We start from the raw sequence: 23,168 nt of genomic DNA on the forward strand, positions 1-23,168 counted from the left end.
AGAAACAGTGTCAGCAACGAGGCGCCCATGACGACCTCCGGCGCGGTCAGCGGCAGGACCAGGAAGGTGTCGACGGCCTTCTGGCCGCGGAACCGTTGGCGCACCAGGGCGATGGCCACCAGGGTGCCCAACACGAGGGCGATCGCCGTCGACACCCCAGCGACGTTGAGACTCAACTTCAGCGCCTCGGTCAACGCCGGATACTTGAACGGGTGCGCCCAGTTGTCGAGGGTGAAACCCTGCCAGGTGTAGTTGAACTTGCCCGACGGATCGTTGAACGAGAACAGCACGATCACGAAGATCGGCAGGAACAGGTACAGCAACACCAACCCGGCCACCAGCCGCAGGACCAGGTCGCCCCATTTCGGGGATCCCTTGACTGCCTTGGGTTGTGGCGGGTTGATCGCAGCGTCGATCGCGGTGGCGGTCACACCAGATCCTCCGTCCCCAGAGCGCGGGTGTAGAGCAGCACACCGACGAGGATGATGCCCATCAGCACCATGCTCAGTGCGGCGGCCGCGGGATAGTCCTTGACCACCAGGAACTGCTTCTGGATCACGTTGCCGATCATCGTGGTCTGGGTGCTGCCCAGGTAATCGGCGTTGATGAAGTCACCGACCGCCGGGATGAACACCAGCATGCTGCCCGCCAGGACGCCCGGCATCGACAGCGGCAGAATCACTTTGGTGAAGCTGCGCCGATTCGAGGAGTACAGGTCCTTGGATGCCTCGATCAGCCGGGGATCGATTTTCTCCAGGCTGACATACAGCGGCAGGATCATGAAGATGATCCAGTTGTAGGTCAGCCCGCCGATCACCGCCCAGCTCGTCGAGAGCAACCGCCCCTCGCCGGGCAGCAACCCGATCGAGCCGAGCACGCTGACCACCAACCCGTCGTCGGCCAGGATGGTCTTCCAGGCCAGCGTCCTGATCAGGAACGTGACGAAGAACGGCAGGATCACCAGTCCCAGAATCAGGTTCTTGTACCGGCCGGCCTTGAAGGCGATCACGTAGGCCAGCGGGAAGGCCAGAACTGCGCACAGCACGGTGGCGGCCAGGGCGTAGCCGAAAGACCGCACGATCTGATCCTGATAGTGGCTGAATGCGTCGGCGTAGTTGCCGAAATTCCAGTCGAACGTCAGTGTCGGAAGATAGATGGACCCGCCGGAGGTGGACAGTGAGGTCCGCGCCAGCGAGAAAAACGGGACGACGAAAAAGATGCCCAGGTAAGCCAGGGCCGGCAGGATCATCAGGTACGGAGCGATCCTGCTGCGCCGCCGGCCGCTGGTGGCTACGCCTGCCACGGGGTCAGCCCCCGGTCACGGCGGCATAGAGCTCGTTGAACTCCTGGGTCTGTTCGTCGGTCAGCGCTGCCCACGACTTGAGGTTGTCCAGCATCGCGGCGGGCGGGTTGATCAGTTGGTTGCCGGCAATCGCGGGATCGATCTTGCCCAGTTCGTCGGTCATGTCCGAGAGCACCGGGACGAATTGCGTGGTGGCGATCAGCTTGGCGTAGTTGGCCCGATCGTAGATGTAGTCGATCCACGCCTCGGCGGCCTTCTGGTTCTGCGTGGTGTACGGGATCACCATGGTGTCGATGAACCAGGTGCCACCGGCCTCGGGCACGATGAACTCGATATCGGGGTTGTCCGCCTTGAGCTGCACGGCGTCGCCTGAATAGGCCTGGGCGACAACCACATTGCCCGCCGCCAGCTCCTCGGCGTAATCGTTGCCGGTGAACTTGCGGATCTGGCCCTTGTCCTTGTTCTCCCGGATCGTGTCGACGGCCTTCTTGACGGCGTCGGTGCTGGGATCCTCGGGCGAGTTGTTTTGCGCGAGCATGACCATGCCGACGCCGTCCTGCAGATCCGACAGCAGGCTCACGCGGCCCTTGAAGGCCGGATCCCACAGATCCTCGACCTTCGTGATCGGGCGACCGGCGGCGGCTTTGTTGTAGGCCAGACCCACCATGCCCGACATGAACGGGGCGATGAACTTGCGACCCGGGTCGATCTTCGAGTTCAGCAGATCAGGCCGCAGGTTCTTCTTGTTGGGCACCCGCGAGTCACGGATCTCATTGAGCCAGTGCAGGTTCATGATGCGGGCGGCCATGAACTCGGTGGGTACCACCAGATCGGAACCGATGTCCTGTTTGCGCGACATCGGCTCCTTGACCTTGGCGAACCACTGTTCGTTGTCGTTGAAGTCTTCCTTGTAGTCGACCTGCAGGCCCGATGCTTTCTGGAACGCCTCGACGAACCCGGGCGCCATATACAGCGGCCAGTTGGAAACCCGCAGCAGGCCGCTGGCCGGTGCGCCGTCGTCAGGTTCGGCCGAGGTGGACGGTGCGCTGGATTGCTCCCCGGAGCTACACGCGGCCAGGATCGAGGGGCCCAGGGCCAGGGCGGCGGCGGCCGCGGCGCCGCCGCCGAGGAATCGGCGCCGAGACGTACGGTTTCGGGAAAGCAGTCGCGGATCGGTGTTTTCGGGCATGGCGGCCTTTCGGTGGGGTCGGACGCTGTCGTCGAGAGGAATGGCGAGCGGCGGTTACGTATCGTCGAGCATCTCTTCGAGATCTTCGGTGGTGGGGATGTCCGCGGCGGGCAGCACGCGCGACGCCTCCGGTGACCAGCTCACGTGCACCGGGTCACCCGGGCGCAACAGCGGCAGGTCCTGCTCGGGACCGACGTGGGCGATGATCGTCGAATCGTCCGGTGCGGCAACCGAAAGCCGCACCACCGGCCCCTGGAAGGTCAGATCTTTGACGGTCCCGGGCACTGATACGACGTCGGCTGCGCCCGGTTGATCCGTGGACACCCGCACGCGTTCAGGACGGATCATCAGGGTGGCGTGGCCACCGGCCTCGATCGTGGTGTCGCCCGGCTTGGCCTTGAGCGTGGTGCCGAACACCTCGATCTCGACGAAGTCGCGGTTGGCCCGCCCGGTCTGCCGGCCCGGCCACAGGTTGGCCTGCCCGATGAAGCTCGCCACGAACACCGTGGCCGGCCGGTCGTAAATCTCTGTCGGGCTGCCGATCTGCTCGACGTTGCCGTTGTTCATCACCGCGATCCGGTCGCTCATGGTGAGCGCTTCTTCCTGATCGTGGGTGACGTAGATGAACGTGATACCGAGTTCGCGCTGGATGCGTTTGAGTTCGAACTGCATCGCGTGGCGCAGTTTGAGATCGAGCGCGCCGAGCGGCTCGTCGAGCAACAGGGCGCTGGGGTAGTTGACCAGGGCGCGTGCCAATGCCACGCGCTGCTGCTGGCCCCCGGAGAGCTGGCCGGGTTTGCGCTTGGCGAAGTCGGTGAGCCGCACGATTTCGAGCAGCTCGTCGACGCTGCGTTTGATCTCGGCGGCATCTTTCCTGGCGGACTTCTTGCGGCTGCGCGGGCCGTAGGCGACGTTGTCCCACACCGTCATGTGCGGAAACAGCGCGTAATGCTGAAACACCGTGTTGACGTTGCGTTTGTGCGGGGGCACGCGCGAGACGTCGGCACCCTCCAACCGGATGGCGCCCTCGGTCGGGCTCTCGAATCCGGCGATCATGCGCAGGGTGGTGGTCTTGCCGCAGCCCGACGGGCCGAGCATCGAGAAGAACTCGCCGGAGGCAATGGAGAAGTCCGCATCGGCGACCGCCACATAATCACCAAACCGTTTCGTGACATGGTCGATCTCGATGACGGGCGTTCCACTGGCGCGTGGCGCGTCGTCCTGGATTGTCGGGTTGTCGACGGCGGTGATGTCTGGGCCGGTCAGCGGTCTCCTCCTCAAGTGCAGCCGCGGGAGCTGTCGGTAAACAATCGCCGATTCCGCCGACCTTCGCAAGCGATTCCGCAACGATTTAACATTTTTACAATGGAATCCTTCGTTTGACCCGGCTCGAACTGCGCGATTCCATCGCTGGCGATCGACACCGCGCCGGCGACGCGCTACAAGTTTCGCAGCCGATCCGATCGCTCCGACACGAAACGGGGAGTTCTCGATCAACCCCACTCGTGGTTCATCGCACGGGATTCGGACAGGCTGTGGACGGTCTCGTCGTGGCGGTCCGGAGCCCGCGACACCGCGATGAGCGCCATCGCCAGCGCAGCGGTCAGCGCGCCGGCGACGAAGATCGTCACGAAGCTGATCTCGGACGGCACCATCTGATGGCCGAGCAGCACCGCCACCACCGCCGCCGCCATGGAACTGCCGATGGTGCGGGCGATGGCGTTCATGCTTGTCGCGATGCCGGTCTCGGTGGCGTCGACCTCGCTCACGACGAGTGCGGGCAACGCCCCGTATCCCAGACTGATGTAGGCGTTGGCCAGGACCCCGGTCAGCACCACCTGCCAGGGACGGTCGTGCGCCACCGCGAGCATGACGAACCCCCCGATGCCGGCGACCGCTGCGACCACAAGCACCTTCCGGGCGCCGTATCGGTCGATGTAGCGGCCGCTGACGAGCGCCACCACGAAACCGGTGAGCGCGCCGGGAAGCAGGAAGTACACGCTCGCCTGCAGCACACTGGCGCCGAACCCGTACCCGGCGGCCTCGCGCGACATCTGCACGAACTGGGTGAGGCCCAGGAATGCGAAGTAGAGTCCCATGCCGACCAGGACGGTGGCCAGATTGGTCAGCAGGATGGGTCGTCGAGCCAGCATGCTCGTCGAGACCAGGGGATCGGCCGCCCGTCGCTCCCACCACCACCAGCCGATCAGCGTGGCCGCGCCGCCGATCAGGAAGGCCAGGGTGCCGGGGTGAATCCAGCCCCACGAGTTGCCCTGGGTGATCGCCAGCAGTACCGCCGACAAACCGATCGCCAGGCCGACCGCGCCGAGCCAGTCGATCGCGCCGCCGGCCGCGGGCCGACGGTTGGGTACCACCATGATCGCGACGGCGATGACGACGACCGTGAACGCCGTGGTGAGCCAGAAGACACGGTGATAACCCGCATCGCCGGTCATCAGCACGCCGGTGACCACCAGGCCGACGCCGCCGCCGAAACCGAGCGTTCCGGACAACACCGACATCGCCCCGACCAGTCGTTCCTCGGCGAGTTCCTCGCGCAGGATCGCGATGCTGATGGGATACAGCGCATACGAGGCACCCTGCAGCACGCGGGCCGCGACCAGCAGCGGTACCGATGCGGTCACCGCGGCCAGCACCGAACCCGCCAGCACGACCACCAGCACACCGAGCAGAACGCGTTTCTTGCTGTAGAGGTCGGCGAGCCGGCCGATCAACGGGGTCGAAGCCGCCGCGGCCAGCAGGTTGGCGGTGACGGCCCAGCTGACTGCTACCGACGAGGTGTTCAATTGCCGGGCGATGATGCCGAGGATGGGCACCACCGCGGTTTGCAGGACGGCGACGGTCAGCGCCACCAGGCTCAAACCGGCGATCAACAGGCCGGGGTGAGGATGCCGCAGGGGAGCGGGAGATGCGGACCGGTCAGTCTCGGTCCTCGCCACGTCCGCTCCGATCGTTAGCTCACCTTGATGTTTGTCGATTATGGTCATCGTCCGCGCTCGGCCTACACACGGGGTGCATCGTCGCGGGCGCGGTGAACCTCGATGCGCTCAGAGTGGGTGCGCCGCGAACCACTGCAACAACATCTCGGTGATCTCTGCCGGCTTCTCCTCCGGCAGCCAGTGGGAGGCACCGGTCAGAGTCTCGAACCGGTACGGACCGCTGACATACCGGGCGGTGTCGTGCGCGGGTTTGGCGGTGATCGCGATATCGCGATCGCTCCACACATACAACGTCGGCACCGTGATCTTCGGCGGCGCCGAGCCGAGGCCCGACCGGCTCAGCGGCATCGCCCGATACCAGTTGAGTGCGGCAGTCAACGCGCCGGGTTCGATCATCGACCGGGTGTCGCGCGCAGCGGCTTCGGGCGGGAGTCCGCTGCGGATCAGGGATTTGGTGACTGCCGCTCCCTTGCCGTCACGGCCGAGCATGAGCCATTCGGACAGTCGCGGCACTTGGTTGACGTACATGTACCACGACGCCAGGCCTTGCCGGCTGGTGAGCAGAGACCGCAGGAACGCCATCGGGTGCGGGACCGACAGTGCGGTCAACGACGCCAACCGCTCGGGGGCGTGGCCCGCCACACTCCAGGCGACCGCCGCACCCCAGTCATGACCGACGAGATGCACCCGCTCGGCACCACTGGCGTCGATCAGCGCGAGGGTGTCTTGCACAAGTTCGTATGCGCGGTAGTCCCGACGGCGAAGTGGCCGGGCACCGGGGGAATAACCTCGCTGGTTGGGGGCGAGGCACCGGAATCCCTGCGCGGTGAGCAGCGAGATGATCGGCAGCCAACTCGTGTTCTGCTGTGGGAACCCATGCAGTAAGACCACCACCGGGCCGTCGGCGGGCCCATCATCGATGACGTCGAACACGAATTCCCCGCGACGGTACTGATCCATTACGCACCTTCGTTCAGTAGAAGCATGACGAAACCGGACTGCGCAGCAGTATGTCCGCATCATGCCAAGCCCGGCCGGGCACGTGTGGACGGTTGCGGCCGTGATCTGCCGGTGGCTCAGTTGTGATCGCAATGTGGCGTTGATCAGGTGCTGAGCGGTTGCAGGGCATCGACGAAGTGCGATACCAATCATGAGATGCGCGCGGGAAGGACCACCTGATGACAGGGATTGGCACAGAAGACGTTCCGGGGCATTGGCTCACCGCGGCGGAAATCGCCCAAGCGTCTCAGTTGCGGGAAGATCTGGTGGCGCGGTTTCTGCCCACGATGCAACCACCGGAGAACCTCTACAGCCGCGACCTCGTCTCGGTCGCCAGGTTCGTCAAGGCGCTCACCGATCTGGGCACGCCCACCGCGGCCGTCGAAGTGGCCGTCGCCGAGTTGCGCGCCCGTCCCGACGCCGCGTTCCACGTCGCGCTCGGCAGCGGCAGCCGGTGGCCTTCGGGTGCCTGTCTGGCGACAGGTCGGTCGCGGACATGGAAGGCCGTCGGCGCCGCCACTGCTGCCGTGCTGATCGTCGGTGGTGTTCTGGCGGTCACGCTGCCGAACAACGAAGAGGGGCAGGCCGCGTCTGCCCCCACTTCGCCGCCGTCAACCAAAACCATTCCTGCCGAGCCGGTTTCATCGGCAGCAAGCGACCAGGCCGGCGCCCGCCCCGCCCAGGCCTTCGCGGCCGCGAAGCCGGACCCGATCTGCGTTCAGTGGCAACGGGCCAGTGCCGGCTTCGACGGCAGGCAGCGGGCATGGGCCAAGACCGATCACGGCGTGCCGGCCGCGCGCTGGACGCCCAAACAGCGGTCCATCACGATGGCCGTGGTCCCGGTTATGCGCGAGGAGGCGGCCGAACTGCGGCGCTTGTCCGACAAGGCGACAGACCCGCTTCTCGTCAATTTGCTCCGCGCACAGTCGAAATACGTGGACAACTATGCCGCGAAGCTTTCGACGTTTCAGCCGGCAGATCAAGCCCACTGGACCGCGGCCACCGCGATGGACGGTGCGGTGAAAGCGGTGTGCGCCACGCCCAGGTAAGCACGGCGCTTGCGGTGAGGCACTCCCATTCGAGTACCCCACCACGGGTCACGTTGCCTTACAGCGGGATCCAGGTACCGAGGAACCAGAAGCCCCAGCCGTGGCCGTCGCCGGCCGGCATGGGCGTCACCCGTTGGCCGTTCCAGTCGAACGGCTGATGGTCGCGCCGTCCCTGGTCAATGCCGCGATTGTGCCACTCCTCGGCCTGGGGACCTCGATTGTTGTGGTTGTCGCAGGGCGCACCGGGGCGATCACAGCCGGGCCCGGGGCCGGGATCGGCACTGGCCGTACCGATGCCGAGGCCCAGCAGTGCCGCCACCCCGATGCCCGCCGCCATCGTCGAGACGCCTACGGTGTTCTTGAAACGCATTGCCTTACTCCGTTTCTCCCTGGTGCGACAACGGTGCCGCACGGAGAGCAACGCTATTTCGGGCAGTTGTGCCGGCGCTGTGTCGAGTATTGGCGCCGACTGTGCATCAGTTTTTTTCGTTCACCAGGTGAGGTTGTGCCTTTCGAAGTGGCGGGCCAGCGCCTCCATGTACTCGTCACCGTGGAACGGGCCACGGGCACCGATGGCCTTCTCCAGGAAGGGGCCGTACTCCTCATCGTTGACATAGGTCGACCAGTGAGTGATCTGCCCGTCGTCGTTGGTGTCGATGAAGCTGATGGAGTAAAAGCCCATCGTCTCACCCTCGGCCGTCGTACCTTCCCAGCGGTAGCGCATGACAAGACCGTTCTCGGCCGGCCAGAACTTGTGGTCCACAGGCTTCCAATCCGGAAAGACCACCGAGTACGCCTTGGCCTCGACCGTGGCGGCGACGTCGAAAGAGGTTGCCACATCTTTGAGGACGAGTTCCTGCCCCGCCACGAAATAGGGGGAGGTGTACACCGCGTCGTCGGTGAACTCCCACTCGTCGTACGTTTCGCCTTCCTGAACCTTCCGCAACACGTACTTGTCACGGTAGCTCTCGGCCATACGGCGATGTTTGGCGATGCGGTCAACGAGATCCATTGCAGTCCTTCACTTATGGGAGCGGAGCGCCGACCACGGACTCATGTGGCGTAACGCACACCTAATATACAGCTCTGTATCCGAGATTCAACGGTGAATCTGGCATTGGTGAAGGAATGCATCGTGGGTCCCATCGGCATACGAAGCGACCTCCGACACCGCCGTACGCCGGCGATGGCGGAGGTCGGGTCGGTGCCGATCAGAACGTCGGGACGAACACGCCGTTCATCCACACGCCCCAGTGGTGCCAACCTTCATCCCAGACCTGCGGGTTACCCGCGGCCCATGCCGGTTGCGCGGGCGCCGGAGGTGCCCACGCAGGCGGGCTGCCGGGATTGGGCCCCGGTGGCGGCGCCGTCGCGAGCATCGGCTGATCGGGCGCCGGCGCCCACGCCGGATCGGCGCCGGCGGTAGCCGCGCTCAGTCCGACCGCACCGGCAGCCATTCCACCTGCGATAGCCGTGGTTGCAAGAACCTTTGTGATCTTCATGCCGTAGACCTCCAATCCGTATGCGGATGAATCTCACGGACACGTTGGCTAGCCGAGGCCGGCAAGGGATAAACCTCCCCGGAGAAAGCATGTGTGTCGACGCGCGCTGAGACCGGCCGAAACAAGGGTCTACTTGGCGAAACGCACCTGTTGAGGGCGTATGAGCGGACCCACTACAGTGTCGGCATGACGTTGCACGCCGACGCTGCCCATCCGGATCTGGTGACCGTCGAGGTGCCGACGCATTGGTACAACTTGGCCGCCGAATTGGACCGGCCGATTCCACCCCACCTACATCCGGCGACGAAAGAGCCGGTGGGGCCCGACGATCTCGCAGCTCTGTTTCCGAGCGGGTTGATCGCGCAGGAAGTATCCACCGAGCCCTACGTCGCGATCCCGGACGCCGTGCGCGAGATCTATGCCATGTGGCGCCCGGCACCGTTGATTCGGGTCCGGCGGTTCGAGCAGGCGCTGAACACCGGGGCGCATATCTACGTCAAGTACGAGGGTGTCAGCCCGGTCGGCAGCCACAAGACCAATTCGTCTGTGGCACAAGCGTATTACAACAGCATTGACGGTGTTCGCAAACTCACCACCGAGACCGGCGCCGGCCAGTGGGGCAGTGCGCTCGCGTTCGCCGGCGCGCAGTTCGGCCTCGAGATCGAGGTGTGGCAGGTCCGGGCGTCCTACGAGTCAAAACCGTACCGACGTCACCTGATTCGCACCTACGGCGGCACGGTGCACTCCAGCCCCTCGACGCTCACCGAGTCGGGCCGTGCCATCCTCGCCCAGAGTCCCGACACCACCGGCAGCCTCGGGATGGCGGTCAGCGAAGCGGTCGAGGTCGCCGCAGCCGATCCGGACGCCCGTTACGCCCTCGGCAGCGTGCTGAACCACGTGGTGCTGCACCAGAGCGTCATCGGTCTGGAAGCCGTCGCCCAGTTGGCCGCGGTCGAACCGAACGGTGCCGACGTCGTCTTCGGCTGCGCCGGTGGCGGCTCGAACGTTGCCGGCCTGGCATTCCCGTTCCTGCGCGAGAAGATCCATGGCCGCTCGAACCCGAAGATCGTCGCCGCCGAACCCGCCGCATGCCCGTCGATCACACAGGGGGAGTACCGGTATGACCATGGTGACGTGGCGGGGCTGACACCGTTGCTCAAAATGCACACGCTCGGTATGGATTTCGTACCCGATCCGATCCACGCGGGCGGGCTGCGTTATCACGGTATGGCACCGGCGCTCAGTCACACCGTCGAACTCGGACTGGTCGATGGCATCGCGATCTCGCAGCACGATGCGTTCTCTGCCGGCGTCCTGTTCGCCCGCACCCAGGGAATCGTGCCCGCGCCCGAATCCACTCATGCGATCGCCGCCGCCGCGGCGCACGTGGCCGACAACTCAGCCGAACAGGTTGTGGTGATCGGGCTCTCCGGACACGGCCAACTCGACCTGCCGGCGTATGCCGAATTCCTGGACGGCAATTTCTGAGCTGTCACCGTTGTCGGCCGTTGTGTCTGAATTCGATGTGAAGCGTCTATGAGCTTGTGCTGCAGCTAATTATGCGTTGGGTATGAGTTCCGGCCACCAGCCGTATTCGTCTCTAGCCTGGACCTATACGCCGCACCCACACGGAGCGGCTGGTGATCGGCCGAAAGGGGCTCAGATGACGAAAAATACGTTCGTGAAGATCGTTGCCGTCGCCTCGGCTGCGGCAGGTTTGGCTCTCGCGTCATCCGCGCCGGCGGTGGCGGCACCGACAGGGCAGACCTCGGCCCAAGCGACGATCAGCGATCTGGAAGCCCAAGGTTTCAAAGTCATTCTCAACAAGGTCGGAAATGCGCCGATGGATCAGTGCACCGTGACGGCGGTGCGCCAGGGCACTGACGTCAAGCACTCCTGGGTGCAACGCGGACCGGTGGGCAATGTGAACAACCTCGTGCGCTACACCACCGCGTATGTCGACCTGATGTGCAGCCGCTGAGTGGACGACCGACCCCGGCTTATGCTCCCGCGAAGTCACCCACCACAGTCATCTTGTTGCTGTCCATGGCTGTCGCAAAGCCGACTGCGGTGTAGCTGCAATTCAGGATGACGTCCCGGTGCGGGGGACTGTTCATCCACGCGTCGAGCGCTGCGGCCACACTGGCTGCCGATCCGGTACCCCAGTACACGATTTCACCCGTGTACCCGGCGTTGTAGCCCGCATCCGCGATACGGGCTTGCGGTGAAGAGCCATCGGAACCTGTATGGCCGCCCACGCCGGTCATCAGCATGTCATCGGCGTGCCGTTGCGCTGCCAACCTCAAGCTCGGTTCGCCGCTGAGACCCGGACAGGTCTGGCGAAGCTGGCCGACGCGGCTTTGTAAGGCAGTCCCGAAATCGTCTGCGCGCGCGGGTGGCCCGACGACAGCAGCGGCACCGAGGACGATGAGAGTCGCAGTGCATTCCGAGGAGACCGCGACGATTCTGCGTTTCGTCATAGTAGTTGCCTCTGGAGAGAGGGGTTGCAGTGCTATTGCTGTAGCAAACAGCCTACGACGGGTTTTCCCACGATGGTCGAAATCGGGCCATTCCGTCTGCTGACCGGGGCTTGGTAGTGTCCTCGACGAGGTCGGTCGCATCCGTGCCAACGGATGCCAGGGAACCCGGTGAGAATCCGGGACTGGCGCGCAGCGGTATGGGAGACGGACTCGGCACAAGCCACTGGAACACCTCGCGGTCTTCTGGGAAGGCGTCGAGTTCGGATGATCCCAAGTCCGAATACCTGCCGTCCTCGGTTGAGTCCACGTGTATCTCGCGCACAGATACCCCGGCAGACGAAGGCAAGGCGTGTCGATCCACCGGCCTCCCATGACCGTGCCCCCGAAGGCAACCCTTGCGGGGGTCAGGGCACCGGCTCCCACCGTACGACGCGTTCCGGCCCCGCCGCTCACCGCGATTCTCGCGGGACTCACTTTGGCGAGCATCGTGGTCTCGGTCGCCTTCGGCGCGGAGGACATCCCGATCGGCGAGGTGTGGCGCACCGTGATCGGCCGCGTCATCGCCGGGATCGAGGTCGACTCGGCCTACGACGTCATCGTCTGGGATCTGCGCCTGCCGCGTTCGATGCTGGCCGCGATCGTGGGCGCGGGTCTGGCGTTAGCCGGCGCGCTGATGCAGGCCTTGGTCCGCAACCCGCTGGCCGAGCCGTATCTGCTGGGGGTGTCCGCAGGTGCCGCCGTCGGCGCAACGTCGGTGATGACCCTCGGGGTGCTCTCGGCGTTGGGGGTATGGGCGTTGTCCGGAGGGGCGCTGCTGGGCGCGTTGGTCGCCACCCTCACCGTGTACGCCGTCGCACGCGCCCAGGGCGGACTGAGCGCCCTTCGCCTGATCCTGTCAGGTGTCGTGCTGTCCTCGGCATTCATGGCGTTGTCGTCGTTGCTGGTATTCACCACCGGTGACCCGCATGCCGCCGAGAGCGTCATGTTCTGGTTGCTCGGCAGTGTCGCCGGAGCGACGTGGGCGAAAGTGCCGATCGCCGGTGTCATCGTCCTGGTCTCGCTGATCGGGGCGTTGCTGATCCATTCGTGGCTCGACGCTTACGCCGCCGGCTCCGACACCGCCACGTCGCTCGGTGTGCCGGTACGGGCCTTGCGCAACGCCCTGTTCGTGGCGCAGGCGGTGCTCGCCGGCGTGCTGGTCGCCGTCGCCGGTGGGATCGGGTTCGTCGGGCTCATCGTGCCGCACGCGGCGCGGCTCGTCGTGGGCGCCACTCATCGCGCGATGCTGCCGGTGACGGTCTTCGGCGGAGCGCTGTTTCTGGTGTGGGTCGACGTGATCTCCCGTGAACTGGCCGCACCCCGGGAGATGCCCCTGGGTATCGTCACCGGACTGATCGGGGCGCCGGTGTTTCTGTTCCTGATGGGCCGTCGCCGCTACGAATTCGGCAGCAGCACGTGAGTGCCGCGACGGTCAGCGCGCATGCCGTCGTGTGTCGCCGCGGCGGGAGAACCGTGGTGTCCGGGGTGGATCTGGTCGTTCCCGCCGGCACCCGACTGGCCGTGGTCGGACCCAACGGCGCCGGCAAGACCACCCTGCTGCGGGCGCTGTCGGGTCTGCAGGCTCCGCGGGCCGGAACGATCCAGGTCGACGGGGAGGATGTGTATCGGATGCCCGCGCGGCGCCGGGCGCGCACCGTCGCCGTCGTCGGGCAGGAAGAGCGGCCCTCGGGCGAGCTGACCGTCACCGAGGCGGTCCGGCTTGGCCGGACGCCGTACCGGAATCCGTGGTCGTCGACGGGTGCGGGTGAGGAGCACGACATCGTCGAGGACGCGCTGATGGCGGTCGGTCTGAGCGGTTGGGGAAACCGGTCCTGCGCGGAACTCTCCGGTGGTGAACGTCATCGTGTCGTGCTCGCGCGCGCGTTGGCCCAACAGACGTCGGTGCTGGTGCTCGATGAACCGACCAATCATCTCGACGCGGCATGGCAGCTGAGATTCATGAGGGTTCTCGACACCCTCGAATGCACGGTCATCGCTGCCATGCACGATTTGGATTTGGTGCTGAGGCATTTCGACGCGGTCGCCGTCGTCGCTGCCGGTGGGCTCGTCGCGCACGGACCGCCTACTGAGGTGCTCGATCCCGAGCTGCTGTCTGAGGTGTTCGACGTCGCCGGCGATGTCATCACCCATCCCACGACGAGACGTCCCCACCTGCTGCTCACCCACGCCGATCCGGCGTTCGACACCACCGACGGAAGATGACTGTGGCACATACCTTTTGGATGAAATGGTCCGTTGCGGCACTCACGCTTGGCCTGATCACCGCCTGCGGCTCGCAGCACGAGGTGTCCGCTGCGTCGTCCACCGTGACCGTCGCCAACTGCGGCGAGGAGGTCAGTTATGAACAGCCGCTCGATCGGTTGTTCGTCAACGACGGCGGCATGATCGCCATCGCGCTGGCCGCCGGTGCGCACGAGCAGATGGTCGCGGTCAGCTCGATGGCACGTGACGTCGACGTGCTTCGATTGGAATACGGTTCGCAGGTCGATGAGCTCAACGAGGTTGCGCCGACGCAGCCGACGCTGGAGAACATCGTCGGCGCAAAGCCACAGGTGCTGTTCGCCGGATACAACTACGGCATGGGGGAGGCCCGGGGGATCACGCCCGAAATCCTGTCCGGACACGGTATCGGCGTCTACCAGTTGTCCGAGGCGTGCCGGCAGGTCGAGGGGGAGCGCGTACGCGGCACGATGGACCCGTGGCTCGCGCTCGATACCGACCTGCGCAACATCGGCATCATCACCGGCAACGCCGAACAGGGCGCACGCGCGGCCGACGAGGTGGCTGCGAGACTCGAAACGCTACGTGCTGCACCGCAACCCGAGCAGAAGCCGACCGTCTTCTTGTTCGACAGCGGCAGCGACACCGTCTTCTCGTCGGGGATGTTCGGCGGGCCGCAAGGGATCATCGACACTGCCGGTGCGCGCAACGCCACCGAGGACGTTCGCGACACCTGGACCACGGTGAGCTGGGAGCGGATCGCCACGGCCGATCCAGATCTGATCGCGTTCGTCGACTACCCGGGTCAGTCGGTCGAGGAAAAGATCGACGCCCTACGGTCCAACCCGGCCAGCCGCAACCTCAGGGCCGTGCGGGAGAACCGGTTCATCAATCTGCCCTACGCCATGTGGGTGTCCAGCCCACTCAACATCGATGCCGCTGAGGTACTGCGGTCGGTACTCGAAAACCATGGCCTGGCACCGAGATCCGACATCACGCCCACGCTCGATGTGAAATCACTTGGTCTTGCGGGTAACGACTGGCTGGCGTGAGCGCACTCTGGGCGTCGCTTCAGCCACCGGCTCACACCTTCCTGGCCGAATCGATCTGCGGGACCGCAAGACAGTGGGCGTCCGCGAGGGTGGTATGGCTGTGCTCGACGGCATACCGGCGAGAATCGAATTGCTCTCGCGCCCAGCAGCTTGTTCAAGACACGGTGTCAAAGTAGGAATACATTGAGAATGAGCATGATTCGAGGCCTTGAGCCAGGAGGAGAGCAGCCGCGAATGTCAGCGCCTGAACCAACCGGAGTGGCTGTTCACCACATCGCGATTTGCCCCGCGGATATGGATGCGTCGCTGCGGTTCTACTGCGACGGAATTGGGCTGAGAACGCTCTTTGACACAGTCGTTGAGCCCGATCTGGTCACGCTGCTCAATGCGCCCACCAATCGCACCAGGACCGTCTTCCTCGGCGTGGCAGGGGAACCGAACACCGGGTGTGTGGAGTTGATGCAGATCGACGGTTTCGACGCGGAACGCGAACCCGAGGGAGTGCGACGGCTTCAACGAGGAATGTGCGTGCTGTCATTTCAAGTCGACGTCGAGGAGACGCTGCGGCGGCTCAAATCTCTTGGACTGGCCTCGGATGTCCGCACTATCAAGACATCACGCACGAATGCTCCAGTGGCCTGCGTTCTGGATCCCGACGGCATTCAGGTGGAATTGTTGGGCGAACCGCTCGACCTCAGGGTGTTCGATGACCGATCGGTCGTGCCCTCTTGAACACGGGTCTGGAGCAACGCCACGACCGCCTCGTTCTACCCCAATGGCATTCGTCACAGTGACGAAATATATTGGGGTAGAACGCTTTACGGGAAGGGGATAGGCGGGATCGCGGAGGGCAATTGAACGCGGGGAATCTCGGCAGGCAACTCAACCTGCGGTACATCGGCCGGCAGTGGCTCCCGTGGGATCTCACTCGGGAGCTGGACAGTGGGCACAGCGCTGGGCAGCCACACCGGCGGAATGTCGCTGGGATATGGGAACGGCGGCATGTTCGCCGGAACCGGCAGCGTCGTCACGGGATCATCCGAGGCGACAGGTCGGCTTGGATCGGTACCGCAGCCGGCGATCAGCGTCGCAGCCAGAGGCAGCAGCGACACGGCTCGCCACCTCATCCGCCTTAACCAAACAACCATCCGGCCAGCTCCTTGCGTTCACCGGGGACGCTATCACCAGCCGGAACCCGAAGCCGACCGCCAGGCTTCAACCCGGCCTCGTCTTCATCGAAAAAGCCTGTACGGCAAGCGAATCTGACACACAGGCACCTTCTCGAAAATCGTCACTGTGACGCAATTGGAGAGGCGACGGCGGGGCACTAGTAGTCATCACCACCGATTGACCGACGGGGTACCTGACGTGCGAACCCCAAATGTCGGCGGGCCGCGACTGGATCCTTGGCGGCGTGGCCAACGCCTCGACGCTTATGCGGCTTACACATCCGCACAGCCGCGCCACGAACGAGATGGTTGATGGTCGGGCATGAAGATGTTCCTGGTGTCATTTCTCAATCAATGGGTGTCCGTCAGCGGGCTCTGACCTGCACGGAACCGATAGATTGCAAAGGGCGGCGTTGAGTTTTCTCGTTTGACCGATGCCCAATCGGCGAGTAGGCGAATTGCCGATGCTAGATCCGGGGTATTTCGCCAATCGGGTGCGGGAGCAACGCGGCGATGCGCGACGGTGTTCGACGCGGTGTCAGAATGCCGGGATCCCGGTGCGGTGCGGGCGTAGGGAGCCGATTGCTGAGGTCAGGGGTAGATGCAGGGCGTCGACTATTCCGGGGTGGGCTTCGCATACCCAGGGGATTGCATTGACGGCACGCATACCGGTAGCGAGCAAGCCGTGGTCGTTTGCGCTTTCGCCGGGCCGGTGGCCGACTTCGAATTCTCCGTCGAAGGAGGGCTCGCCATCGATGATCACCCGCCAGATCCCGTCGGTAGCGCCGGTGCGTCCGGTGGGCCACTGGGGTGCGAGGTCGTCGGCCATTCGGTCGACGTGCTCGAGGCTGATGACCTCTACTCCGTCGACCACGCCGATGCATTTGGCGTAGGTGGCGCCAACGGTGCCGGCAGGAATTAACCCGCACGCGGTGTGCAGATCGCGCGGAGTGGGAAGGAATTCGCAGGTTTCCCGAATTTCATCGAACTCCACGCCGAGGGCGTCGGCGACCATGGTGATGGCAGCGCCCCAGCCCCAGCGCAGGACGCCGGGTTGTTTGAGTCCACCTTGGTAGTCGAGTGTTTGGCCGAACCCGAAGAGTTCGCGGACATCCCATGCGACGGGGTACTCGGAGTAGTTCGTGATCTCGATTCCGCGGACCGAGTGAACCGTGTGTGACATGGTCATCAGCGCGATCGGGAACAGGTCACAGCCGAACCCGGGCTCGATGCCTGAGGAGAAGATTGAGCTGTTGCCGAGGGCCGTCGCCTCGCGGATGGGGTCGAGGAAACGCTTTGAAAGGGAACCTTTTTCGTAGACCAGGCCGGGCAGGGAGGTGGTGACGATGTTTGTGCCGGCGGCGAGGATCTTGCAGAAGTCGGCGAGTGCCTCGGCCGGTCGTGGGCCAGCGGGTGCGGCGTACATGACGCAGTCGACGCCGCGTGCCAGCAGTTCATCGGCGTCGCGGGTGGCGGTCACCCCGACCGGGGCGATTCCGGCGAGTGTTCCGATGTCCTGTCCGTCTTTGGATTCTGAATGCACCCATGCGCCGACTAGTTCGAGGTTGGGGCGGTCGCAGACGGTGCGGACCGCATAGCGACCCACCCCGCCGGTGGCCCACACCGCAACGCGGTAGGTCTTGTCTGTCGTCGTGGTCATGGGGCCTCCCTGAGTTTCGTCGTTCTGTCCACACCAAAAAAATAACAGGCGTAATCTTCTTGTATGGCCGATTTTCGAACTCCCACGCTGCATCATGCGGTCATCGCGGTGGCGCCGGACCATTTGGACCGGGCGGTGGACTTCTTCACCGAATTAGGCTTCTTGTTCGACGATTTCGGCCTCGACGATGTCGGCCTGCGTGTGCTGCTCGACTGGACGCGCGGCATCGAACTGGTCACGCCGACCTCTGAGGACCCGGGCAACCCCGTCAAGAACTTCCTCGACCGCCACGGCGACGGGGTGTACACACTGGCCGTGCGCACGCACGACGCGCCGAGCGCCGAACAAGTGGCCCACCGCTACGGCGCTCTGACCACTTTCCGTCAACACCGGTCTGGTGACGGGTGGCAGCTCGATGAGATCGAGACTTCGGTTCTCGGACTGCCCATCACATTTCTGTCCACGGACCTTCCCTAGCGCAAAGGAGCATTCCACACATGGGCCAACTCGACGGCAGAGTCGCCATTGTCACCGGGACCAGCCGGGGCGTCGGCGTCGGCATAGCACACGAGCTGCTGCGCTCCGGGGCCACGGTGGTTGGGTGTTCCCGCTCGGCCCTCGATGAATTGCCCGGAACCTCCGACAACGCCGACTGGGCGCAGCGTTCGGCCCAACTAGTTTGCGACCAGGGCGATCACCACGCGATCGACGCGTTTGTGGACGAGGTTGTTGACAGGTTCGGTCGCCTCGACATCCTGGTCAACAACGCCGGCGGCACCGTGCCTGCACCACACGTTCATGACATTCCGAAGTTGGTGTCGAAGATCCAAGGCGCACCGCGATCCGATGATGATTTCGAACGCACAGCGTTGTTCCATGCGTTCGCGATCCAGATGAACCTGATCAGCCCATTGTGGTTCGCCATCCGGGCCTACCGGCAGATGCAGACCCAGGACGGTACTGGGTGCATCGTCAATATCTCCAGCGGCGCAGGGCATCCGGCCGGTTCTCCTACCCTGGTGTCCTACGGTGCGGCGAAGTCCGGCCTCAATCACCTCACTCGCTCGCTGGCACAGGAATGGGGTCCGAAGGTTCGCGTCAACTGTGTGGCCCTGGGTCCCACCATCACCGAAAACTTCCGGTCCTTCGTGCTGCCCAAGGATGATCCAACCGGCACGGTGTACTTCGATGCCGTGCCGATGAAGCGCGGCGGCGAGCCGGAGGAGGTCGGACGCACGGTGGTATTCCTGGCCTCCGGAGAGGCCGACTTCGTCAATGGCACCACCATCGAGATCGATGGCGGCATGCTGCCCGGCGTGTTGTATGACGCCGGCCTGAAAACCATCACCGACCTGCTGTAAGGATCCTCATCAAATGACCACACGCGTCATCCAGTTTTCCACCGGCAACGTCGGTGTTCACGCGCTTCGCACGATCATCGAACGCCCCGACCTCGAACTCGTCGGTGTGCATGCGTCCGGCCCCGACAAGATCGGCCGTGACGCCGCCGAACTGTGCGGCATCGCGCAACCCACCGGGGTGATCGCCACCGACGACATCGACGCACTGGTTGCCCTGCAGGCCGACTGTGTCGTCTACACCTCGCAGGCCGAGACCAGACCCCACGATGCCATGGCAGACATCATCCAGTTCCTGCAATCGGGCACCAATGTGGTCGGAACATCTTTCGTCTGGCTGGTGGCACCCGACTTCACCGACGGATGGCTACGCGAACCACTGAAACAAGCATGCGTCGACGGTGACTCCACGCTCTATATCAACGGCATCGACCCCGGCTACTCCGGCGACTCCCTGGCCTATACGGCGCTGAGCCTGGCCGCGCGAGCGACATCGATCACCGTGCAGGAGATCTTCGACTACGGCAGCTACGACGACGCCGAATTCACCGGCGCCAGCTTCGGATTCGGTACCGAACCAGAGCATGAGCCGATCCTGTTTGCCCCCGGAGTGCTCGCGTCGATGTGGGGGATCCAGGTGCGCAGCCTGGCCGCCGACCTCGGTGTCGAGCTGGACGAGGTGACAGAGTGGCATGAGAAATGGGTTACGCCCGAACCCATTTCATGCACCATGATGAATGTCGCCCCAGGACACGTCGCCGCTGTACGGTTCGGAGTGCGCGGTATGCGGGCGGGCCAGACGGTGATCACCATGGAACACGTCAACCGGCTCACCGACGCGGCAGCACCGGACTGGGCGTACCCGCCCGACGGCCACCCCGGCGTTCACCGGGTCATCGTCGAAGGAGATCCCGGCATCGAGATCAACACCCACGTGGGCCGCGTCGGCACCGACCACAACCAGGCCGGCGTCATCGCCACCGCGGCACGTGCGGTCAATGCGATCGACGCCGTCTGCCGGGCGCCGGGCGGCATCCTGGCCGCCCACGACCTTCGCCCGCTGGACCACACCCGCGGCGTCATGTGGTGAACGGCAGCGGCGATGGCTGACGCGACCAAACCGAGACGACCAGCGAGTGGTAACCAACCGCGCGCCGATCGCACCCGCCAGACGGTCATCGACGAAACCGTCCGTTACATCCTGGAGGAAGGCTTCACCGCGCCCAGCGTGCGACGGATCACCGAACGCGCCGGGCTCACCTGGGGTGTCGTGCAATACCACTTCGGCGACCTGGATGGCTTATTGATGGCCGTGGTCGATGCTGGACTGCGGCAACTGACTGAAGTGATCGAACAGCTACCCCCACCCCGTGCCGGGATATCCCATAGGCGGCGGGTGGCCGGCGTCATCGACGCCGTATGGCCCGCATTCTCCAGCCCGACATCAATGGCCGCACTCGAGATACTCATTTCGACCCGCAGAACACGAGCCCGAGCGATCAATACCCAACTGGCAGCGGTGGATCGACAGTTCAGAGAACTCGGAGCGCATCTGGGCACCGACCTCAGTGCGCCCGACGTCGCAGCAATTGGCAACCTCATCTGGACGATGCTGCGCGGCATCATCGTTGCCCAGATGGTCTCACCTGCACCGCTGAACACCGAGCGTGACCGCACCACATTCATCGACGTACTGACGACCTACCTCGAAGCCAGCAGCGAGCCACGCGGTCACTGACGGGTTTGCACCCCAGCGACGCGGCCCTGGCGCGGCCCACGAGGTCGCAACCAACGTTTAGGATGCGTGTCCATGCGCACCCACGGGTGGGGCGGGGCCTCCCCTGCGAGTGACGAAGAGGCCATCGGACGAATTCTTGACGCGGCCAGCGCGGCAATCGACGAGCGTGGCGCGGGCGTGCGCGTCGTGGATGTCGCAAGGACACTGGAGATTTCTCGGCAGACGGTCTACAACTACTTCCCGGGAGATTCGCTGTTGGAGGCCGTCGCTACGCGGTCGGGCCTGCGCTTCCTTGAACGCCTCGCCAGCCACCTCGGCGGTATTGCCGATCCGGTGGATGCGCTGGTAGAGAGCTTTTCCTACACAGTGGAGTGGCTGCCCAGCGACAAATCGGTGCAGTTGATGCTGCAGAACGATCTCGGTCGCACTTCCAACGAGGTGACCTCGGACATGGCCAAGCGATTCGGTCACGGGATTCTGGCCGGCCTGGACGTGGATTGGAAGTCGCTCGGATTCGATGATGAGGGCATTGACGACCTGGTCGAATACATGCTGAGGATGTTGCAGTCATTCATGATCGACCCGGGCCGTCCGCCTCGCACCGGTGCGGCACTACGCAGCTATGTACGCCGTTGGCTCGGTCCGGTGGTCACGGCCGAGATCGCCAGACATCAGGGCTGAGGTGCGTCGGCACCGGACCTGCTGATGACGGTGATCGGGACGTCAAGGTCCCACGGTTGCCTGATTACGAGATCGGCGATCTCGAACGTGCCGCGTTCGATCTCCCCGGTGGCCGCATCGACGATCCGGTACTGCTGACGCTGTCGATGGATGGGTTGACCGTCGAGGATCAGCACACGCAGTTCCTCGGGTTCGAAGTTGCAGCGCCGCTGCAGCGCGTTGATCAACTGTTCGTTGTGTAGGTGCCCATCGCCGAAATTCCATCCCACCGCGTAGCCGGCAACGGGTTCGCCATCGATGACGGTGTAGTCGTCCGAGTCGCGGCCGGGCGGAATCACGTGGTCCCATAACGTCAGCAGCCCTCGGCCATGGGCGTACATGCCGCGGAAAGCATGGCCGAGTGACAGCGAGATCTGAGCAGCCTCCGGCGAGGACAGCTTCTCGATCTGCTTGTGCTGTACCAGTCCCAACCCGATCCTGTTGTCAGCCAGTTTCTGGCTGGCCGCCTCGGTGAAGAACCATTGTGAGACATCCCAATTGCCGGCGTAGTACCGCATCCCGGGCAGGAAGGACACCTTGGTGGGGTTGACGTTGCCGATGACGATCCCGGTCACGATGGCACCCAGCAGCACCACAATCGGCCACGGCTGTGTCACATCGCCCAGCCCGATACTGGCCTTGTCCACGAACAGTGTGCAGATTCCGAAGAGGGTGAACACGTTCCACTCCAGCGGCACACCGAGCGGGATCGAGGTGAGGATGATCAGATGAAGCATGATCAAGAAGAACGCGGCAACGTAGGTCACCACTCCGCCCGCGGAGAAGAACAGGACCAGTGACACGCCCATCTCGATGACCGTCCCGGTGTGGGCAAGAAGGTGTGCGATGGGGCTGGGTAAAAGATTGTCAGGGTACTTGCGGAAGAACATCCGCTTCATCCACTTCGCCCGCACCACTGGGTTGTTGGCCATCATGGTCGCGACGACAAAGGGAAAGTGTCGGTTCAGTTTTGATGTCGCGGCGCCGATCCAGATTGCCAGCATGACCAGTTTGGCGGCGACGATCATGTTCGGTGCTGTGAACAGGAATGTGACGGTCAGACTGCCGTACACCTCGCCACGGGTTGCCAAGAAGATCACCTTGTCACGCAAGCCGAGGACCGCCAGAATCACCACGATCGGGATGATCTTGGCCACCGGGATCACCCCAACCGAGGTGTCCAGTTCGGTGATGGGGCCGGCGCCGTCCGACAGCAACGCCACCACCGTGGTCGCGAGCAGCCCGGCATAGAGTGCGACATCGACGATCGACCGGCTGTCTCCACCGGTGAACGGAATTCTGTTGGGCCACGGGGCAAGCCGAATCGTGCCGGGCCGCAGCCAGTACAGCGGTGAACCCATCGGGGGCATGATCTTGCCGGTCAGGGGCCCGAAACCGCAACCAAGCCCGAGAACCTCGAACAGCAGCGACCACAACACAATTTTTTGGAACACGATCGGCTCGCTCCACCACGTGCCGATATCGCTCCAGCGGTCGATGCCGGTGGTCGACAATGCGAACAGGAGGCCCCCGAGGATGTAGAGCCCGATCTTGAGGGCATACAGCACAGGAAAGATGTCGGGATTGCCCATCCCGTTCTCGGCGATGTGCTGAGCCATCGGCTTGATGCGATCGGAACGACCGCGGGTGTGCCACTGCGAGGCATCGATGTGAGGCGTGTTCGGCTTGAGAAATCCCACTGCTGCATC

At 64.2% G+C, this 23,168-nt stretch carries 25 protein-coding genes and 1 riboswitch; of the genes, 12 read left to right on the plus strand and 13 right to left on the minus strand.

Annotated features, from left to right (window positions below; translation table 11 throughout):
• From A5699_RS04835 to A5699_RS04860, 6 genes are all read right to left on the minus strand, one after another.
• The coding region (locus tag A5699_RS04835) for an ABC transporter permease (protein WP_369806660.1) at positions 1-431 on the minus strand (431 nt) is incomplete at its 3' end.
• Complete coding sequence (locus A5699_RS04840; protein WP_067766209.1) at positions 428-1,303, minus strand: ABC transporter permease; 876 nt, start codon at positions 1,301-1,303, stop codon at positions 428-430. The genes A5699_RS04835 and A5699_RS04840, both read right to left, overlap by 4 nt.
• 4 nt (positions 1,304-1,307) lie before the next feature.
• A complete protein-coding gene (locus A5699_RS04845; RefSeq protein WP_067766211.1) occupies positions 1,308-2,492 on the minus strand; it encodes a spermidine/putrescine ABC transporter substrate-binding protein in 1,185 nt (394 codons plus the stop codon).
• Positions 2,493-2,546: 54 nt separating this feature from the next.
• On the minus strand, positions 2,547-3,719 hold the full coding sequence (locus A5699_RS04850; protein ID WP_067766324.1) for an ABC transporter ATP-binding protein: 1,173 nt from the start codon (positions 3,717-3,719) through the stop codon (positions 2,547-2,549).
• 266 nt (positions 3,720-3,985) lie between these two features.
• The gene (locus A5699_RS04855) at positions 3,986-5,500 is read right to left on the minus strand and encodes an MFS transporter (RefSeq protein ID WP_082957579.1); all 1,515 of its coding nucleotides are present in this window, start codon (positions 5,498-5,500) and stop codon (positions 3,986-3,988) included.
• Between the two features lie 60 nt (positions 5,501-5,560).
• A complete protein-coding gene (locus tag A5699_RS04860) occupies positions 5,561-6,412 on the minus strand; it encodes an alpha/beta fold hydrolase (RefSeq protein WP_067766216.1) in 852 nt (283 codons plus the stop codon).
• Positions 6,413-6,630: 218 nt separating this feature from the next.
• On the opposite strand from A5699_RS04860, the gene A5699_RS04865 reads away from it, so the two are divergent.
• Positions 6,631-7,500, plus strand: a complete 870-nt coding sequence (locus A5699_RS04865; protein WP_157561089.1) for a hypothetical protein — start codon at positions 6,631-6,633, stop codon at positions 7,498-7,500.
• Between the two features lie 58 nt (positions 7,501-7,558).
• Here A5699_RS04865 and A5699_RS04870 read toward each other — a convergent pair whose 3' ends face one another.
• The 3 genes from A5699_RS04870 to A5699_RS04880 all read right to left on the minus strand — a co-directional run bounded on the left by A5699_RS04870 (position 7,559) and on the right by A5699_RS04880 (position 8,957).
• Positions 7,559-7,870, minus strand: coding sequence for a hypothetical protein (locus A5699_RS04870; RefSeq protein ID WP_067766221.1), 312 nt, complete (start codon positions 7,868-7,870; stop codon positions 7,559-7,561).
• A gap of 120 nt (positions 7,871-7,990) precedes the next feature.
• Complete coding sequence (locus A5699_RS04875) at positions 7,991-8,512, minus strand: hypothetical protein (RefSeq protein ID WP_067766224.1); 522 nt, start codon at positions 8,510-8,512, stop codon at positions 7,991-7,993.
• 199 nt (positions 8,513-8,711) lie between these two features.
• Positions 8,712-8,957, minus strand: coding sequence for a hypothetical protein (locus tag A5699_RS04880; protein ID WP_369806661.1), 246 nt, complete (start codon positions 8,955-8,957; stop codon positions 8,712-8,714).
• Positions 8,958-9,188: 231 nt separating this feature from the next.
• On the opposite strand from A5699_RS04880, the gene A5699_RS04885 reads away from it, so the two are divergent.
• On the plus strand, positions 9,189-10,490 hold the full coding sequence (locus A5699_RS04885; RefSeq protein ID WP_067766229.1) for a TrpB-like pyridoxal phosphate-dependent enzyme: 1,302 nt from the start codon (positions 9,189-9,191) through the stop codon (positions 10,488-10,490).
• 175 nt (positions 10,491-10,665) lie between these two features.
• Positions 10,666-10,983 (plus strand): hypothetical protein, encoded by a 318-nt coding sequence (locus A5699_RS04890; RefSeq protein WP_067766230.1) that lies wholly within the window; start codon positions 10,666-10,668, stop codon positions 10,981-10,983.
• Between the two features lie 19 nt (positions 10,984-11,002).
• On the opposite strand, the gene A5699_RS04895 is transcribed toward A5699_RS04890, so the two are convergent.
• A complete protein-coding gene (locus tag A5699_RS04895) occupies positions 11,003-11,482 on the minus strand; it encodes a CAP domain-containing protein (protein ID WP_067766231.1) in 480 nt (159 codons plus the stop codon).
• Between the two features lie 115 nt (positions 11,483-11,597).
• Positions 11,598-11,789, plus strand: a riboswitch (cobalamin riboswitch).
• Positions 11,790-11,852: 63 nt separating this feature from the next.
• Here A5699_RS04895 and A5699_RS04900 point away from each other — a divergent pair.
• The 4 genes from A5699_RS04900 to A5699_RS04915 all read left to right on the plus strand — a co-directional run bounded on the left by A5699_RS04900 (position 11,853) and on the right by A5699_RS04915 (position 15,546).
• A complete protein-coding gene (locus tag A5699_RS04900) occupies positions 11,853-12,941 on the plus strand; it encodes an iron ABC transporter permease (RefSeq protein ID WP_067766232.1) in 1,089 nt (362 codons plus the stop codon).
• Positions 12,938-13,744, plus strand: coding sequence for an ABC transporter ATP-binding protein (locus A5699_RS04905; RefSeq protein WP_067766234.1), 807 nt, complete (start codon positions 12,938-12,940; stop codon positions 13,742-13,744). The genes A5699_RS04900 and A5699_RS04905 overlap by 4 nt, the downstream gene beginning before the upstream one ends.
• A 20-nt stretch (positions 13,745-13,764) precedes the next feature.
• Positions 13,765-14,814, plus strand: coding sequence for an ABC transporter substrate-binding protein (locus A5699_RS04910; protein ID WP_067766238.1), 1,050 nt, complete (start codon positions 13,765-13,767; stop codon positions 14,812-14,814).
• A 234-nt stretch (positions 14,815-15,048) separates the two neighbouring features.
• Entirely contained in the window at positions 15,049-15,546 is a 498-nt protein-coding gene (locus A5699_RS04915) for a VOC family protein (RefSeq protein WP_197508190.1), read from the plus strand.
• A gap of 86 nt (positions 15,547-15,632) precedes the next feature.
• Here A5699_RS04915 and A5699_RS04920 read toward each other — a convergent pair whose 3' ends face one another.
• Entirely contained in the window at positions 15,633-15,926 is a 294-nt protein-coding gene (locus tag A5699_RS04920; protein WP_231965585.1) for a hypothetical protein, read from the minus strand.
• A gap of 595 nt (positions 15,927-16,521) precedes the next feature.
• The gene (locus A5699_RS04925; RefSeq protein WP_067766246.1) at positions 16,522-17,643 is read right to left on the minus strand and encodes a hypothetical protein; all 1,122 of its coding nucleotides are present in this window, start codon (positions 17,641-17,643) and stop codon (positions 16,522-16,524) included.
• A 63-nt stretch (positions 17,644-17,706) separates the two neighbouring features.
• On the opposite strand from A5699_RS04925, the gene A5699_RS04930 reads away from it, so the two are divergent.
• The 5 genes from A5699_RS04930 to A5699_RS04950 all read left to right on the plus strand — a co-directional run bounded on the left by A5699_RS04930 (position 17,707) and on the right by A5699_RS04950 (position 21,420).
• Positions 17,707-18,120, plus strand: coding sequence for a hypothetical protein (locus tag A5699_RS04930; RefSeq protein ID WP_067766251.1), 414 nt, complete (start codon positions 17,707-17,709; stop codon positions 18,118-18,120).
• A gap of 20 nt (positions 18,121-18,140) precedes the next feature.
• Positions 18,141-19,004 carry an SDR family NAD(P)-dependent oxidoreductase gene (locus tag A5699_RS04935; RefSeq protein WP_067766254.1) on the plus strand — a complete coding sequence of 288 codons (864 nt, stop codon included), beginning with the start codon at positions 18,141-18,143 and terminating at the stop codon, positions 19,002-19,004.
• A 13-nt stretch (positions 19,005-19,017) separates the two neighbouring features.
• On the plus strand, positions 19,018-20,091 hold the full coding sequence (locus tag A5699_RS04940; RefSeq protein ID WP_067766256.1) for a dihydrodipicolinate reductase: 1,074 nt from the start codon (positions 19,018-19,020) through the stop codon (positions 20,089-20,091).
• A 12-nt stretch (positions 20,092-20,103) separates the two neighbouring features.
• Positions 20,104-20,739 (plus strand): TetR/AcrR family transcriptional regulator, encoded by a 636-nt coding sequence (locus A5699_RS04945; RefSeq protein ID WP_067766258.1) that lies wholly within the window; start codon positions 20,104-20,106, stop codon positions 20,737-20,739.
• 72 nt (positions 20,740-20,811) lie between these two features.
• Positions 20,812-21,420: a TetR/AcrR family transcriptional regulator gene (locus A5699_RS04950; protein ID WP_067766262.1), complete on the plus strand. Its 609-nt coding sequence runs from the start codon at positions 20,812-20,814 to the stop codon at positions 21,418-21,420.
• On the opposite strand, the gene A5699_RS04955 is transcribed toward A5699_RS04950, so the two are convergent.
• On the minus strand, positions 21,411-23,159 hold the full coding sequence (locus A5699_RS04955; RefSeq protein WP_067766265.1) for a DUF3556 domain-containing protein: 1,749 nt from the start codon (positions 23,157-23,159) through the stop codon (positions 21,411-21,413). The two genes, A5699_RS04950 and A5699_RS04955, sit on opposite strands and share 10 nt — an antisense overlap.
• Between the last annotated feature and the right edge of the window lie 9 nt (positions 23,160-23,168).

The sequence above is a fragment of the Mycobacterium sp. E802 genome (genome assembly GCF_001666875.1).
Lineage (GTDB): Bacteria > Actinomycetota > Actinomycetes > Mycobacteriales > Mycobacteriaceae > Mycobacterium.